Genomic DNA, 14,769 nt, shown 5'->3' with positions numbered 1-14,769 from the left:
TGACTGCGCTATGGTGGCTCTTAGCGAGATTACCAATTTCGCTGCTGTCAGGAACGCGAACCGCGTATCTGACGCTTTAAGATGGGCGTGGACCGCCCGGTAAACCTGACCACCAATCAGGCTAAGGGGACGCGCTTCACCAGCCGTCAAGGTCCACGACCCGTAGAGCCGGATGCGCCGCGAGGCGCTCGTCCGGTTCGAGGGAGGCTCTACAGAGTAATCCCTTCGATGTAGTTCGAAGAAGTAATCCTGTAGTTCTATCCCATAGTGCAACTGGAAATCGGGCGACCGGGACATGCCTGCCTTCGGGCAGGCCGTGATGGTCGAAGGGGTGCGATCCGCAATTTGCGAATCAAATCCCCCAGCGGGGTCCGGACCAAAGCCGCAAGGCAACTCGGGTGCAAATCCCGTCAGGTTCGTTCAACGCTTGCCGGCGTCGGGAGCTTCCGCGTGGCGACACGCGGAACCGGGCGATGACAACGCTCGGCATTCGGGTGAGCGGCGAGAGCCGCCTTGATAAGCCCGATTGGTGAACAGCTCAACGATGAAAGGGGCGTCAAGCCCTTGCCGGTCAGTGCAATCGGAGACGGTGCCGAACAGGAAAATATCCCGCAGCGAAGGGTAGGGGTCAGCTTCTGTATTCTGGACCTCGAAATCATCCGTGCTTTTGCGGATGGAAACTATGCCGAGGCGGGAGCCTCGGACATACGCTGCCGGACCGGGCCTTAACCGGCCCTACCGACGTGACCGATTGTGCAACGACTATCAATAACCGGGGAAGGACTGTGGCTGCCGGGGTGGTGCCCGGTGTCCGCCAAGTCAGGCGGATGATTCAAAGGCCGTAGTCTGGGAGAGTGCCGCAAGTAGAAGTCCGCGGGAGCGGAGCGGATGCACTGCAAGGCAGTGGTGCGCCGTTCGTGTCCTTACGGGTGGTGCCGGGGATAGACGACAACGAAAGCGGTGACGGGTCATATCCATCTTGAAGCGTGCGGTCGGCGCGGCAGGCGCTTTTGCGCCTGCCCGCCGGCCGGTTCCTGGGAAGGACGATGCTGCGATCGAAAGAGGTCTCACGGGGACGTGAGTCGTCTTTTGATGGCGGAATGACGGCGAACACTGGAGGTGTATCCAGGATTCGCCGGAGGTTTTTGCTGCGCTACGTGTATGTATTGGGCGGGGGCCGATCTGGAATACAGACGGCGCGCCCGGATGCGCGACGGCAGCGAGGAGGTGATGCAAAGGTTGGTTGGATGATAACAAGTGTTTTTCAGCAAAGCTGAAGGGAGGTGTTTACGAATGGGTTGGTGGCGTTCGGGCGAGGGCGGGGTCCTCGGGGATCCGGCGCTCGATTACCTGGATGAGTTAGAGGCCGTAGGCATTCGGTTTGAGAAGCCAAGCGATCTGCCGGACCACGTGCGAATGGGCATTGTGGAACGGTATCGCGAGGGTTTGGGCCGCGAGCCTACGGAAGAGGATTTGAAGGCGCTCTTGCGGTTTCAGAACCCATGAGGAACACGGGCGCAGAAAGGTTGAGAAGGGCTTTGGGGGATTGTGCCAGCAAACAATCCCTATCTCTTTGAACCTTAGACGATTTGAGTAGCACCGCCGTGCGTGGTACGCCGTGGTGTGGTGTATAGGTGGGAGACGGCCTCGGTGGAGGGCTTTGTCCAGCAGCTTGCCGTGAGCTACATCGGGCATGGCTATTGGTTCTACGTGACGGGTGTCATCCCGGAGCGGAAGGATCCGCAATATGTGGACGAGAAACTCTTGGAGCAATATGAGGCGGGGCTTTCCAAGTGGGCAAGGGCGAGGCGCAAACGGGCCGGCCTGGCCAATGTCCATTACATCCGGCATGACCGCTTCTTTGTGCTCATCGCATCGCGCGGGGAGCATCGCTTTTTTCAGGATGAGCCGAAGCACAAGGATGTCCGCCGCGACGCGATCCGCTTCGGCGGCTACAGCATCGGCTACCGGCGGGGCGTCGACCGACGGTGGCATCCCTCGGTGCGCATCCATCCGGAGACGTACCGAAGCCTAAAGGCACACCTGCTGAACATTGCCTGCCATCGATCGGTGGAGAACCTGATTGGTGAGTTTCGACACATCCGCTTCGAGGCGTACGCCCCCGTGCGGCGACAGTATCTGAACCTGCTGCGGGCGGTTAATCGGGTCAGGGTAGCGGCAGAATTCGAAGCGGTGCCCGTCTCGGCGCTCCAGCTTCGGCGCCGGGTCGTGCGGCCATTCCGTGAAGCTTGTTCGGGGTCAGGGCACGCCGAAGCTGGAAGCGAGATCGGCGACGGGCCAGGTAGCGGTGGCGATTCAATCGGTGCGCAGGAATCGGCGAAGACCGATGACCGGCTCAATACCGCAGGCCTTGCACCAATCGCAGAATTCAGCGATGTCCATACGGCGGATGCCGGTTTCACACTTGTAAACCCATGATTGCGGAAGACTTAGCCGTTTGCCGAGCGCGCGTTGCGTTAGCCCGGCTTCCACACGTAGTTCACGAATCAGATTAGGGACTGTGCGATAGCGTCGAGCGTGCTGGGGCTTTGTCGGCATGTCGACAGCATGATGGCGGCCGGACTTGAAACCCGTTTGGATTCAGGCAATAATATGACCGGTGGGCGATTGCGGGAGCGCTGTGCGAGGCTGCGTGATGCTCGGTTTCATTTGGATAGTCGGTGGGAGAGCTTTAGGCCCGGAATTTTGGGCTGGTCATCGCATACCTGGTTCCAGGCTTCATTACTGTCGTTGCCGTGGGTGGGATCGTGCCCACGATTCAGCCGTGGCTTGCCGTGCCGGAGGGACAGCCGACTGTGGGCGGGTTTCTCTTCGTTACTCTGGCATCCGTAGCCGCTGGAATGCTCGTCAGCTCCCTTCGGTGGATGCTTGTCGACACGGTGCATCATCGAACAGGAATCAAGCCGCCCAAGTGGGATTTCTCGATCCTGGAGGCGAATCTGGCGGCCTACAACATCCTCGTAGAGTTCCACTATCGGTATTACCAATTCAACGCCAACACATTCATCGCCGTAGGGCTCGGGTATCTCGTTCGCCTCGCCGGCGGGTGTCCGTGGTGCGGCGGATTCGGGTGGACGGACTTCGGATTTGTGATGGTCGAAGCGGTTCTTCTCGCGGCGTCGCGGGATGCGCTTCGAAAATATTATGAGCGGGTCTCGCAGGTCTTACGATCGGCGGAGTCCCGACGAAAAGGAGATAGCCATGACGAACGGCGGCGGACCAGAACACGGATGGGGAGTGGCGTCGGAGACGCAGGTACACGAAAAGAGGGACCAGGACGCGAAGCCGATCGAGGAGAAGAAGCCGGCCTCGCCTCCGAGCGCCACGACGGAGAAGAATAAGAGCGGGCCTTCGACAGGCGTCGTCCGTCCCTAATGGCGCCTCATTCAAGAGCACCAAAAAACTTGGAGAGTGAATCGGCTGGCAACCAAGTTTCGTCTTGGTCCCAGCCGTTTCGCTTCCGTTGCTGACTGGGAACCTGGTTGAATTTCGCTCGCCGCGAATCCAGTCAGACGCCTTCTGAGCGGCTCCGGCGGCGGCAATAACGAGTTTCTTGTCCTGCCGCAGTTGTTTCAGCCAGGAACGCTGCGGCTATTTCGGCGACGAATTCTTCCTTGCCGTAGTCAGGCGAACCGAACGGCTGCGGGTCGGAGTCGATGCCTCGGTCAAAAGGTAAGGTTTGCCAAGGTCTCAACCAAAAATTCGATTCGTGGGAGAAGGTGTGGGCAATCATTCGACCGGCTTACGCACCGCGAAAGGAACTATCGATAAATAGACAAAAGTGATTCAGCGATTCTTGTTGCGGACCTTGCGCCAGAAATCGGTGAGATTGTTGAATCCGAGAGTAATATCTGACGTGGAGAGATCCACCTCTCTGGCCATCGCGGCGAAGTCCTCTTGCCAACTATCCGGAGGAACCACGAGGTCGTGCGGGACCGCTTGTCGTTTCCTGGTGTCGAACGTCGCGTGAATGGCCCGCCGTAGCTCATCGTCGGGAGCGAGCCCTTTTTCGATGAGGAGCAGCATGTCCACGAGGTCCTTGGTTCTGGTGTTGGGCCGGTCGGTCCATGGATAAGTGTAGGCGTGGAGCTTTTCGGCGAACTGCTGTGCGCGGGGGATAGCGATAGCTTTCGCGGGAGCGATGCCCACGAAACTCAGGAAGTCGTCGCCCGCCAAGATCTCCGGATCGCCGATTACGGCGTCACCAAATCCCACATCGATATGGAACCGACCGTAGTTGCGGCCCGCGAGCAATGCTTCCACGGGGAAACGGGACCCGCCTTCAGGCGGTCCGGGAAGTTCTCCGCACGAGGCTCCGATACGAAACTCCAGAAAGTCTCCCAGATCCGCGTCGGCGGCATCTTGAAGTTCGTCGCGAATCGCATCGAGCCTTTGCATAAGGGCCGCATCACCCGCTTCCTTTACGGTCAGGTCGATGTCTGTCGTGGTTCTGGCCTTTGGACGGTAACGAAGTTCGAGGGCGTAGCCGCCTTTGAGAAGCCACGGCGGACTCGGCTTGGCGAAGAGCCGCGCAAGCAAGCGCTCGATGACAAACTTGAGGCGAAGGCTATTGACAGGAACGCCGCGGGCGTCGGCAGCCTTCTTGAGACGAGCTTCAAGCGCTTGTTTGAAAGCTGCGGGCGTGCCGAAGGATTTCGCCATGAAGGGATTATCGCTTCTTCCGAAGTGATCGCGACAGCCGCATTTCGGCGGGATGGCCGCGCATGGAGTCCAAGACCTTCGCCTTTCGGATCAGTCCGCGCTCCAGTGCCTCCGAGACAGCCTTATCGAGCTGCTCTTGAGGAACCGTGTCCGACGCGGCAACGTCGAGGAGGGTACGAAGGGGGGTGGTGACTTTGAATCCCTCATGTTCATTCCAATCATTCTTAGTCAGCGTAGATTTGTGAAGCACGCACCCCTTCGGGGGTCTCTTCCGGAAACTCTTCGGCACGGAGAGATGGGTCTTGGACGGGATGAGTTCACTGAGGCCGTGAAGGCCAAGGGCGGTTTCGTGCGAAACAACGGCTTGGGGCCTGTCATTCCGTCCGCGACTCCAGAGAGACAGACGTACCAGGTCGTCGTTTTCGGAGGGCGGGAGAGTGGAGATTCTGTATAGGCCGTGTCCGGCCCGTTCGAAGTTCCGAGCTTTGACATGGTAGACAAGTCGCCTACGGTCATATCCGATTTGGGCTGCTTGGTTCGTGGTGAAATATCCACCTTGCGAAGTAGCTACGGCATGGATGTCGCGTCGAAGGGCATTTGAGCTTTTTCTGGCCATACGCATGAATGTCCTCATTTTAAGGACATTTTAACAGTGCTCATCTGTCGCGTCAATAGTGCTTTCAAGCAGTCGAAGACTACTGCGAATCGCCCGTCAGATAGCGATCCGTTCCACCTCATCAAGCGTGATTTCGTCGCTCGTCCGATCGTAGAGCTTGGTCGTTCGCGGCGATTCGTGGGCCGCAATCGCCTGAGCTTTTTCGATTGTGCCGCCGTTTTCCAGGTACGCCGTGATCCCGGTGGCCCGAAACGTATGACAACAAGTAGTTTGGGGCAAGCCTGCGGCCTTGGCGCGGCGTTTTATCATGCGGAGAACGTCGAGGCGATGCAGGGGGCGTTCGCTGAAGCGTCGATGGCGGTCAACACTATGGAAGAGGGGGCTCTTCTTGTCCTGGCCGATGCCGGCGGCCTCAATGTAGGCGTCGAGGTACGCCTCGGCGTTGTGGTGGGCCGGCACCTCGTGACGCTTTCCGCCTTTTTCATGGAGCCGGACATGCCAGCGTTTGCCGCTCTGAAAGTAGTCCTCGACGCGCATGGCGACAACGGCGCCGACGCGGGCGAATGAATAAACCATCACACCAATGAGAGCACGGTCCCGGAGGCCAACGATTGTGGTGGTGTCGATGGAGTCGAGGAGTTTCCGGGCCTGGTCGGCGGTCAACACGGGCGTCTTGCCGCGCTTTACGACGTGCCTGGGGCCACGGACGGAACTGGCCGGATTGATCGGGACAACCTGTCCAACGACGAGCCAGTCGAAGAGCATGCGGATCGCCGCGAGATTCTGTTTGACTGACGGCGCCGCGAGCGACTTCTGAAGCTCCTCGATATACGCGGCCACGACGACCGGCTCAATGGTCTCAAGCTGAAGCCCACGGGCGTCGCACCAGTCGAAGAATTGAGATACCGCGCGGGCGTACGCGAGCCTCGTGTTTTTGTTCCTAATGTTCGCAGTGAAAAACTCGATGAAGCGGCGACCGGCACGCTCTCCAGCCTGAATGATGATGGACGGAAGCGACTCCAGCCCGATGCGGCCAAGCTGCTTCCGTGATGTGAGGGCGGTTTCGTCGGTCATGCTCCTTTGGATGATGAAGTCGGCGGGAAACGAGATTCGAACTCAAACGGTGTTATTCACAGGGGTCCCCTACCGGCCCGATCGGCGTATCATAACGTCCTTTATGTACGTCAGTTAGGGGAGTCTGTCCAGCCCAAAATCCGGCGTCGGATGACGTGACTTTTTGGACAGCTTGTGGCAGGAAAAACGGCTATGTACCTGTTGTTTGGGTTTGTCGTGGTCGCGCCGTTGGTCCAATACCCGAACGCGGCACTCTGGGCCGCAGGCGGATACGTCGCGCTTCTCGTCTTGCAGCGGCGACATTGAATCAAGGCGATGTTCGTTCGCAGTCACGTGACTGGGTCCAGGGATTCCCCAGATTGCTGTTCACGAAGCGGCCAGAGTGTCTTCAGCCCGTTAGCCTCGTTTCTGAATCACTGCACTATGATTGGCGACAACGGTATTGCGAACTTCCGCTGGCGCAAGGTGCCAGATTTTTGCAAGTCCAACGATCGCGAGACCTGTGTCCGGTGGTGTCGCTGCATTTCCATTGACTTTTACAAAAGGGCCATCGGTTTCAGTAATGACGCGGTTTCGTGGCATCGCCTGTATTAGCGCTATGCCGTTCTTAGACTGAAGCATAGCTGGATTTACTGAGAAGTAGCAGCCGGCATCCGCAGCCTGCTCCATTTGTCGTACGCTACCGCTGAACCAGTGCAGAATGCTTCTTCCATTGAACGTCGTTCCAAGCGTCGCAAGTACGTCGGGCACTGCACGTCGCGAGTGAATGGTTAACACTTTGTCGCCAAGGGAAGAACATCGTTCGACTATGGCAGAAAACACTTCTCGCTGTAATGCTCGAATATTCTGGTCACTGGTCGTGTAATCGAGCCCGATCTCGCCAACGTACTGGATACCCTCCAGTAGCGGGATGCATTGCGGCAACTCGTGGCGGTGTGAATGAACTAGTTCAGGATGCAGACCGACGGCGGGGTGAACGTATGCGCACTTGGACGTAATTTCTCGCGTGAAATGAAAGACCGATGGAGCATTTGTCACGGCGATAGTGTGTATCCTAAGTGCTTCGGCTTGACTCACGATCGCTTTGGGGTCAGGAAACAAGTCGATATGGCAATGGGCGTCAACGACCGCCAGTGCCCGGTCATCGTCACGCTTCAATGGCTTGCTCTCCCTATTCAAGTAACGCCCTCACCTCTTCCATCCCTCTGCGATATACGCCCGCAAACTCTGAAGCGTCCTCCGGTGGAATTGGCCCTGTGGCCAAAACGTCGAAGAGGAATCTACTGTCCCGAACGTGTCGAAGTCGTTCGAGTGCCATCTGAAAAGCACGAAAGTCGCTTCCTGTCTTCGTCTTTGGATCTGGTGGATTTTGCGTTACGTCAATAACGTATGCGCTTTGCGGTAGTTGGGCGGCGTGAAGCGAGGCGCGCCGGATAATACATGGCACACAATATCCGCAGTGTTGGCCCGGTGAGTGGCCTCGATAGCGTCCAGCTTCCGGATGGGAGCAGGACATAGAGTGAATCGCGGCGTCGCGTAAGGCATCTTGTGATGTACAGTTTCGTAACATCTCCCCTTTTGTTTGAAAACGATAGGGCGTGCGAATCGGAACGGCGAGATCTAATGTGGTCGCGAGTTGTCGAAAGAGCGCAAGAAAGTGCGGATGCGTCGTGCGAGTGCTTGAACTTCCCGTCCGTGACCTGGTGAGCGGCACATTCAACGATATGAGTCCGTTTTCGGAGACAACGAGAGGAACGCCGTTGCCGACAGTCTTGGCGATGGCGACTCCGAGCGAGAGAAACAGAATTGAGCGAGATCGCATGGTGGGCTCGCCGTCATCTGCGTCGGAACGTGGAGGCTGCACGTAGAACATGAACGGCATTGCGTTTGTCGTGAACCGCCGTTGCAGAACGTCGAAGACCGCCGTCTGGACGGCGTTCGCCATTCCGGCTCCATGATGGCCGACGAGTGCGACTCGTTGGCGACTCGCCAGCAAGTCAATTGCGCCAACCAGCGAATCGAGACCGCCGGAAAACAAACTCACTACGTCTATGTTTCTTGGTTGAACAGCTTGGACTTCGGGCGTCAAATGGAGAATTCGTTGACGAAACGAAACTTTCCAATCATCGCCGGTAAGAAAATGAAGCATCCGAGAAAGAATCGTGGTAACAGGTGTCCACATCGCCACGTCTGAAACAGGCAAGTGCAACATGAAGTCGCGAGACCAGCGGTCTGTGCCGTGTTTCCTGTTCACTCTCAGGTCGGCCGAATAGATAGCCATCGCAACATGAAGTAAGTCCGTAACGACCGGCGATGGTTCCTGACCGAGTTCTTGGCGAATGCGGTCTAGAACATTGTTGTTGACATACCGTCTGTTCGTTGCGTCCTCAAAAACAACGACAAGACGTGGGTCATGCTGGCCCATGGTCGGAAAGAAGGCGTCGCCGGTGCCGATGCGAACAATGACATGCCACGTCATGCTTCACCCCCGAAAAGCGAATATGCATCACGATAGATATTGTCCACGAATAGTTGCCCAGCTTGGCTCTGCCAATCGAGAGTCAGAACATCGACCCGGCTCATATCAAGCCGTACAGTTTCGCGGACGAATTCTCGCATTTCTCGTTCCAAGCGAACGGCTTCTGTTGCAGTGATGGCGTGCTCTTCGATCTTGATACCAAGATCGCCAAGCCAGCGGTTGTAAATATATGAACCGATGCAAGTCTCAATTGCAGCGGCAATGTCCTCCCGAGTCATATTCTCAAGGGCCGTTAGATCTCGTCCCTCATCCATGAACCGTTCAAATAGATTCTGGAGTGTTTCACTAATTGCATCTCGTGCGGCTGCTTCTTCCTTTGTCGCACCATCCGGTGCAAGAATGCCAGCGATCGCTGCAAGTACCTCATTTACGTCGCGGCCAACAACTGCTTGAAGACCCAAGCCTCGAAGGGTCGCTTGCAGCCCACGAGTCGCCGCGGAAGCGAGGAAGTTTCCCAGTAAGACAGTGGACCGGTTTCCTCCGCGGGACGCTCCTGCGGCTCTTCCAGATCCACCACCTGCTCGCGTGTAGGACTTCGCTGCACGTCGGAATCCTTGCCGCGTACCTGAGGAAACAGCTCGCGAAAAACTGCTCTTTGCACCGGACCAAGAACCGCGAGGAATGTTGGGTTGTGGAGCGATGGGATTGTTCGGCGGCGGCACTGCCCCTGCATCGGCCGGGTCCAACGGCCCTGTGACTGGCGCTTCAGGTAGGAGCGGGCCAGCATCGGATGGAACCAATGGCTGTTCAGGCACTTGAGGGACTTGAAGTGGTGGAGAAACAGCCCACGCCGGAAGCAGCGGTGTTACGTCAGCCGGACCTCCGTATGAACCTTGCGTTCCCATATCCGATCACCGACCCTGTTGTCGCTTCATGGCTGTTTCCGTTGCAGCTTTGAGTCTGCCTGTGGAACTTGCGGACCAGACAGCGAAGAGTTTGCCTATGGGCGACTCCGCTCCGCCGGTGTTAAGCGGCACAAGCTTTAGCGGGGTCGCTACTGGAATCCGATCATGCGGAAAACTCGCGAGGAGTGCGGCTAGTTGACCAGCGATTTCGGGTCGCGATTTTGTCCAGTCAATTATTCTCGGGAATACCGCGTTGTCGTCATTGAAGTCGTCTTCCATCCGAACTCGTTCTGCGAGACCCTCGAAGACTGCGCTCGCATCAGCGGGCGAAAGACTTGCGGCCCGCTTGAGACCATTACGCCTCTCGGCATCGCTGTCGCTCATCAGCATTCTGAATGCCTCTTGGGCCGCGGGACTCATACGTTGGATGGCGATTCCGATTACGCCAAGAGAATCACGAGAGAAATAGAAGTACGGCCGTAGGTCCTCATCTGCCAAAGCGGGTTCCATCGCAATCCATTTTGTCACCCAGGAGTCAAGCAGCCATAGCGGCAGATCTTCGACCACGTCCACCTTTTCTACTGCATCATCGTCGGACTTCGCTCCTTTTGCCGAAGTGCTCTTCACAGTTGGTGGCGGCGCCTTAGCCTCTCCTGCCGGCAGACGGTGTTGCTTCTCGGCACGTGCGATCGCTGATGGTTTGCCTTCTTCCTCCGCCTGAACGGCGGCAAGTTGGCGAAATGACTCGTTCCTGTAGTACTCAAGCAGCATTAGCTTCGCGAGAATCCGGGGCTGGAGGGTCTTCACACCACGTGAGTCTGCCATAGCGAGTCGGATGCTCAACATGTTTAGAAATCGTTTGCATTGACGCGGATTACCTAGCGTTTCGCTGGCGAGGATCGGAGCGATTCGTTCTGCAAGAGACAAGTCCGCCTGATACTTCTCGGGGATGGTGGTAAAGACCTTGGCGGCAACGTCTTGATTGAATCTCAGTCCGTGCAGCGATGTGGGATCACACTTGATCGCCCCATCTCTCAGTGACTCAAGGTCTTTTGCTTCAAGATCCGCACGTTCCGCAAAGAGCAAGCTTATGTATCGCTCGGTTTCCACTCGCCCCAACGGGGGTACTCGGATTGGAAACTGAATTAGCTTTTCTAGATAATCTCGCCCGACTTCCGATCGTTCGCCGGGCAATTCGGGGAATCGTTGACGCACAGCGTATTGCACAAGCCGCTCATCTGCTCCCACGATGAATGCCGTGTGCTCGACAAAGAGAAACAGTTTGATTGCCTCAAGTGTCGCGATGATTGTGTCCGGCAGGCACCGGTCGAGATCATCTATAACGACTATAAGCCGCTTATGTTTTGTTTTTCCGAGAAGTTTGGCAAAATCCTCGCGAAATTCGCGTATCGATCGCCGCTCTTCGTGATCGGGACTCTCCTTCAGGTACTTGGTCAGATCTTCTTCCTTAAGCTCATCTCCTTTTTTCAAGAGGTCTTTGCCAATTGCGGCGATATCACCACCGGCTATGAGGGCAAGGCCAGCCGGCCCGCCCGCGGCAAGCCCGATCCCTGCCTTAGCTGCCGCTCCCACCACTCTCCACCAATTGACGCGCCTTAACAGTTTTACGGCAAGGGCCTTTGCATCTGCGGTAAGAGTCTTGTCTTCAGCAAGGGCGTCGAGAATATTTCCCATTAAGGCGGCTTTTGCGTCGCCGTAGTCCTCAAAGAGCCACCCGTTGAATGAGAGTACAAGGTTGTTGTCGTCTTTCTTAAGGACACTTGTAGCAATTTGCAAAAGGCTCGACTTACCGCTTCCCCAATCCCCAAAAACTCCGATGGTGGCCGGCAGGAGACTGTCGTTGCAGGCGATAGAGTTTACACCGGCGACGAGGTGCTGAAATCCCAAAAGATCAACTGCTGTTTCATTATCTGACCACATTGAAAGTCCTCATCATCCGAATTGGATACCACACTGTGCTACTGCCGTCTAAGGCCGTCGTCGTCGGGTCCTCACCCGCGGCCGGGACCCGCGCGATGGCCGGCTCGACGGGCTGCCTTCCGCGTTCCGTTCCTCCCCTCACCTGCCGGTAAGGCTCCGAGTCAGAGGGTTCCTCATTCTACCGCCGAAGCACCTGGGTGGCGGACGTGACGGACAGGGATGTCCGGCGCGGCCGTTACGTTGTCAAAGGCGTGGCAGCATCAGAAACTGAAATCCGCGCGGACGCAAGCAGGTGTCGGCCGCAAGCATCCGATAAGGGGGCTCACGGCTGAAGCATCCCAATCTCGACCATCGTCGGCCCCAATTTTATCAAGAGCGACAGCGCTTTCTTGACCATTTCGATGTCGTCCGGCGAGAGCCCGTTAGAGATTTGAGAAACCGACCGCCGTGGCCGAACCTTGTCGCCCTTCCAGGTGGCGACAATGTTCAATTATGGTGATAGCAGTTTTTCCTCAACCAGCGTCGGACCAAGCTCAATCAAAAGTTGTTGAACTTTCTTGGTCCGCTCAATTTCTTCTGGGCTCAATTGCTCGAAGTTTCGACCAGACATTTTCCAACGTGGGCGAACCTTGTCCCCTTTCCACGTTACCACCCCGAGGAGTTGACAAAGACCGTGGCGGTCGGGATTCAGTGCGCCAGAAGAAACAAGCTTCGAATACGAAATGGGCAATTTGTTATATTGTTGTTCGACGGACCCCGGTTGCGTGTAGCCCTCCGCCAGAAATGGCGCAAGGAGTTGCTTGACTTCCGCAGCATGACAACGCTGCTTCTTTTTTTCGTGGTCGGCGGCGTTAAGGACGTCTTGCTTCTCGATCTCAGCGCGGACATCCTCTGCCTGACGTTTGGCCGAGGCGATTTTCAATTCGCGGCGCAGCTGCGCAATCTCGTCCGCATGTATTCTATTGGCTTCAGCGAGCAGGCGTTGGGACTCGGCGTCGCGTCGCTTGATCTCAGCCTCGAACTCGGCTCGCAGCGCGGCCAATTCGGCGCGCCTCGCTTCGCGTATTTGATTGGCCTCTTCATTCCCGCGCTCTAGGCCGGCAGCGCGGGCGGCATCAAAGATTGTCTTCTCGGACTCCGACTTGGCCGCCGCCTCCCCTCTGATGAGGGCCTGCGCCCACGACTCAACCTGGTGTGCCTCCTCCTGACGGATCTTCTGTTCAAGAGTCACTGCCTTGACGGGGTCTAACTCCTTTGGAGCCCGAAAGAGGATGGCCGCCAGCCGCGATTCCTGTCGTTCAAGTTGGTCCAGTCGGCTCTTCGCCCAAGTACTATTCTCGTCCATTTCCTGACGAAGCCTTGGGCTAGGAACCCATCCGACGTTCAACCTTTTCAATTCGGCCTGAAGTCCATCGAGAATCGAATCCATGTTTTTCCTTCGACTTTGGATCTCACGAATAGAAGCGATCGGCTGGTCCCTCAGATCGAGGTAGGCGTGATACGAAATATCGTCCTGCGCCAGTCGCTTGCCGTCGTCATCCGTGAGCAGCGCTTGAAGGCGATCGCGCAATGCGGTAGACTTCGTCTCCAGCCGTGCCAGTAACTCGCAGGTCTCCTTTATGGATGCCGAAAAGTCCTCGACCTCCTGTCGAGTTTGGGCGTCTGCAATCTCTTTGTACCTGCGCTCACGTTCGGCCTTGCGGGCTTCGACTTCGGACTTGTCGATTGCATCGGTGCTTTGAGCCGATGTCGGTCGTGCAAACGCGAACAGGAGGCCGCAGGCCGCTAGCAAGGCGACCGGCGCGCGCTGAATGTAGGTGATGCGGTTCAACATCTAGGGCGAACTCCTTTCTTTTTTGTCGCCGGCCAGTCTGAACTCCTCGGCGGCGAGCATGACTTCAATGTGCTCAAGGTTGAGGGGCTGAGACTGCATGATCTGTTCCCTCCCCTGCCCCCACTCGATGATTTTTCTGAGCTTGTCTTCATCTTCGGCGCGGAAGGTCCCCGATGCCACAGCTTGACCGATGGCCTCGACGACCTGGCGACGTGAATCGATTTCGGGAGATGGGATTCGCGAAGCGATCAGGTCGGCCCATGCTTCTCGCACGGACTGCTCGCGAATGAGCGCCAAGTCCAAGGCGCGGGGCTTTTGCACGCCGCTGGTGTCAGCCAACTCCCACTCAAGCCCGACAACCTGCTTGAAATCACTTCGAAGGCGAGCCGTCCTATCGTCCAGCGACTTGAATATCTTCGAGGCCTCCTGATGCTTGGCGAGAATCGACTGTTCAAGGGCGCGGCGCCGGGCCTGCTCAATGGCGAGAGGACTCGGGCCAACGGCGACGGCGGCGAAGCGGCTGTTGTCTCGCCCCTTAATGGCCCATTCCACGCCGCCGATGATGGCCACGATGAGGATGGCGTAAAGGAAGGCAAAGCCCGCCTTCTGAAGGGGTGTCGCCCTCCGAAACACCTGAAACGTCACAAATCGTCTCAGGGGTGATGAATCATCCCGGATGACGATGGGCCGTTCGACCGTCCCCTGGTGCCACTTCGGCTCGGGCTGATCCGGCCGTCGAAAACGAAACGTGTTCTCTCGGTACGGATGGCGATAGGCTACGATTTCGGTGTGATCACACAACTGCCCGAGGCTTCGATGTTTTTCACGAGGAAAGATGAGTACCAGGTCGTGTTCGCAGGCCTCCAGCAGCTCACGATAACAGGCGCGATTGTTTGCATTGGCCAGAAACCCGTGAGCATCTCGCACATCGCAAGGAATTCGGTCCAGGTCGCCATTGCAGCGGGCGAACCAGCCGTCAAAGGCCTCCTTCACCTCCTGGTCGGAGGCTTCCGGCGTGACACCCAACCTCTCGAAGAGTGTTTGGTACATAACCGTCCGTGTTCACGAAGCTTGGAACGCCTCGGCAACCCCTAGAGCGGCCCCGGCCGTCGGCTGTGGCTCCGCCTAATGTTTTACCGCCAGATTTTTTTGCGGCAAGTCCCCACTCCGGGTGGCGTGGTGGATATAATCAGGGCAGAGTTTTTTCTAGCCGTTCCTCAGGGCTCTAAAAAATGCT

The 14,769-nt window shown here is 57.1% G+C and carries 13 protein-coding genes; 2 read left to right on the top strand and 11 right to left on the bottom strand.

Features of this window, described 5'->3' with window-relative positions:
• The first annotated feature begins 1,293 nt into the window (after nucleotides 1-1,293).
• Nucleotides 1,294-1,506 carry a hypothetical protein gene (locus VJZ71_06000; GenBank protein ID HKQ47601.1) on the top strand — a complete coding sequence of 71 codons (213 nt, stop codon included), beginning with the start codon at nucleotides 1,294-1,296 and terminating at the stop codon, nucleotides 1,504-1,506.
• Between the two features lie 810 nt (nucleotides 1,507-2,316).
• Here the strand turns inward: VJZ71_06000 and VJZ71_05995 are convergent.
• Entirely contained in the window at nucleotides 2,317-2,559 is a 243-nt protein-coding gene (locus tag VJZ71_05995; protein ID HKQ47600.1) for a helix-turn-helix transcriptional regulator, read from the bottom strand.
• 209 nt (nucleotides 2,560-2,768) lie between these two features.
• On the opposite strand from VJZ71_05995, the gene VJZ71_05990 reads away from it, so the two are divergent.
• Nucleotides 2,769-3,362, top strand: coding sequence for a hypothetical protein (locus VJZ71_05990; GenBank protein HKQ47599.1), 594 nt, complete (start codon nucleotides 2,769-2,771; stop codon nucleotides 3,360-3,362).
• Between the two features lie 167 nt (nucleotides 3,363-3,529).
• Here VJZ71_05990 and VJZ71_05985 read toward each other — a convergent pair whose 3' ends face one another.
• From VJZ71_05985 to VJZ71_05940, 10 genes are all read right to left on the bottom strand, one after another.
• Complete coding sequence (locus tag VJZ71_05985) at nucleotides 3,530-3,754, bottom strand: hypothetical protein (GenBank protein HKQ47598.1); 225 nt, start codon at nucleotides 3,752-3,754, stop codon at nucleotides 3,530-3,532.
• A 53-nt stretch (nucleotides 3,755-3,807) separates the two neighbouring features.
• Nucleotides 3,808-4,683: a nucleotidyl transferase AbiEii/AbiGii toxin family protein gene (locus VJZ71_05980; protein HKQ47597.1), complete on the bottom strand. Its 876-nt coding sequence runs from the start codon at nucleotides 4,681-4,683 to the stop codon at nucleotides 3,808-3,810.
• A gap of 7 nt (nucleotides 4,684-4,690) precedes the next feature.
• The gene (locus tag VJZ71_05975; protein ID HKQ47596.1) at nucleotides 4,691-5,299 is read right to left on the bottom strand and encodes a type IV toxin-antitoxin system AbiEi family antitoxin domain-containing protein; all 609 of its coding nucleotides are present in this window, start codon (nucleotides 5,297-5,299) and stop codon (nucleotides 4,691-4,693) included.
• Nucleotides 5,300-5,395: 96 nt separating this feature from the next.
• On the bottom strand, nucleotides 5,396-6,373 hold the full coding sequence (locus VJZ71_05970; GenBank protein ID HKQ47595.1) for a tyrosine-type recombinase/integrase: 978 nt from the start codon (nucleotides 6,371-6,373) through the stop codon (nucleotides 5,396-5,398).
• A 396-nt stretch (nucleotides 6,374-6,769) separates the two neighbouring features.
• Nucleotides 6,770-7,531 carry a Qat anti-phage system TatD family nuclease QatD gene (gene qatD, locus VJZ71_05965; GenBank protein ID HKQ47594.1) on the bottom strand — a complete coding sequence of 254 codons (762 nt, stop codon included), beginning with the start codon at nucleotides 7,529-7,531 and terminating at the stop codon, nucleotides 6,770-6,772.
• Between the two features lie 13 nt (nucleotides 7,532-7,544).
• Nucleotides 7,545-8,852, bottom strand: coding sequence for a Qat anti-phage system QueC-like protein QatC (qatC, locus tag VJZ71_05960; GenBank protein ID HKQ47593.1), 1,308 nt, complete (start codon nucleotides 8,850-8,852; stop codon nucleotides 7,545-7,547).
• Nucleotides 8,849-9,757 (bottom strand): Qat anti-phage system associated protein QatB, encoded by a 909-nt coding sequence (qatB, locus tag VJZ71_05955; protein HKQ47592.1) that lies wholly within the window; start codon nucleotides 9,755-9,757, stop codon nucleotides 8,849-8,851. Before qatB ends, qatC begins: the two co-directional genes overlap by 4 nt.
• Nucleotides 9,758-9,763: 6 nt before the next feature.
• Nucleotides 9,764-11,698 carry a P-loop NTPase fold protein gene (locus VJZ71_05950; GenBank protein ID HKQ47591.1) on the bottom strand — a complete coding sequence of 645 codons (1,935 nt, stop codon included), beginning with the start codon at nucleotides 11,696-11,698 and terminating at the stop codon, nucleotides 9,764-9,766.
• Nucleotides 11,699-12,188: 490 nt separating this feature from the next.
• Complete coding sequence (locus VJZ71_05945) at nucleotides 12,189-13,532, bottom strand: hypothetical protein (GenBank protein ID HKQ47590.1); 1,344 nt, start codon at nucleotides 13,530-13,532, stop codon at nucleotides 12,189-12,191.
• The gene (locus VJZ71_05940; GenBank protein HKQ47589.1) at nucleotides 13,533-14,582 is read right to left on the bottom strand and encodes a hypothetical protein; all 1,050 of its coding nucleotides are present in this window, start codon (nucleotides 14,580-14,582) and stop codon (nucleotides 13,533-13,535) included.
• Nucleotides 14,583-14,769: the final 187 nt, after the last annotated feature.

It is taken from the genome of Phycisphaerae bacterium, assembly GCA_035275405.1.
Lineage (GTDB): Bacteria > Planctomycetota > Phycisphaerae > UBA1845 > UTPLA1 > DATEMU01.
Note: the sequence above shows the minus strand (reverse complement) of the source record. Positions and strands in the feature narration are given on the sequence as shown.

Coding starts and splice junctions, on each gene's coding strand:
- VJZ71_05980 (HKQ47597.1), bottom strand. CDS start 4,683: ATGGCGAAATCCTTCGGCACGCCCGCAGCTTTCAAACAAGCGCTTGAA.
- qatC (HKQ47593.1), bottom strand. CDS start 8,852: ATGACGTGGCATGTCATTGTTCGCATCGGCACCGGCGACGCCTTCTTT.
- VJZ71_05945 (HKQ47590.1), bottom strand. CDS start 13,532: ATGTTGAACCGCATCACCTACATTCAGCGCGCGCCGGTCGCCTTGCTA.
- VJZ71_05970 (HKQ47595.1), bottom strand. CDS start 6,373: ATGACCGACGAAACCGCCCTCACATCACGGAAGCAGCTTGGCCGCATC.
- VJZ71_05985 (HKQ47598.1), bottom strand. CDS start 3,754: ATGATTGCCCACACCTTCTCCCACGAATCGAATTTTTGGTTGAGACCT.
- VJZ71_06000 (HKQ47601.1), top strand. CDS start 1,294: ATGGGTTGGTGGCGTTCGGGCGAGGGCGGGGTCCTCGGGGATCCGGCG.
- qatB (HKQ47592.1), bottom strand. CDS start 9,757: ATGGGAACGCAAGGTTCATACGGAGGTCCGGCTGACGTAACACCGCTG.
- VJZ71_05940 (HKQ47589.1), bottom strand. CDS start 14,582: ATGTACCAAACACTCTTCGAGAGGTTGGGTGTCACGCCGGAAGCCTCC.
- VJZ71_05995 (HKQ47600.1), bottom strand. CDS start 2,559: ATGCCGACAAAGCCCCAGCACGCTCGACGCTATCGCACAGTCCCTAAT.
- VJZ71_05950 (HKQ47591.1), bottom strand. CDS start 11,698: ATGTGGTCAGATAATGAAACAGCAGTTGATCTTTTGGGATTTCAGCAC.
- VJZ71_05975 (HKQ47596.1), bottom strand. CDS start 5,299: ATGGCCAGAAAAAGCTCAAATGCCCTTCGACGCGACATCCATGCCGTA.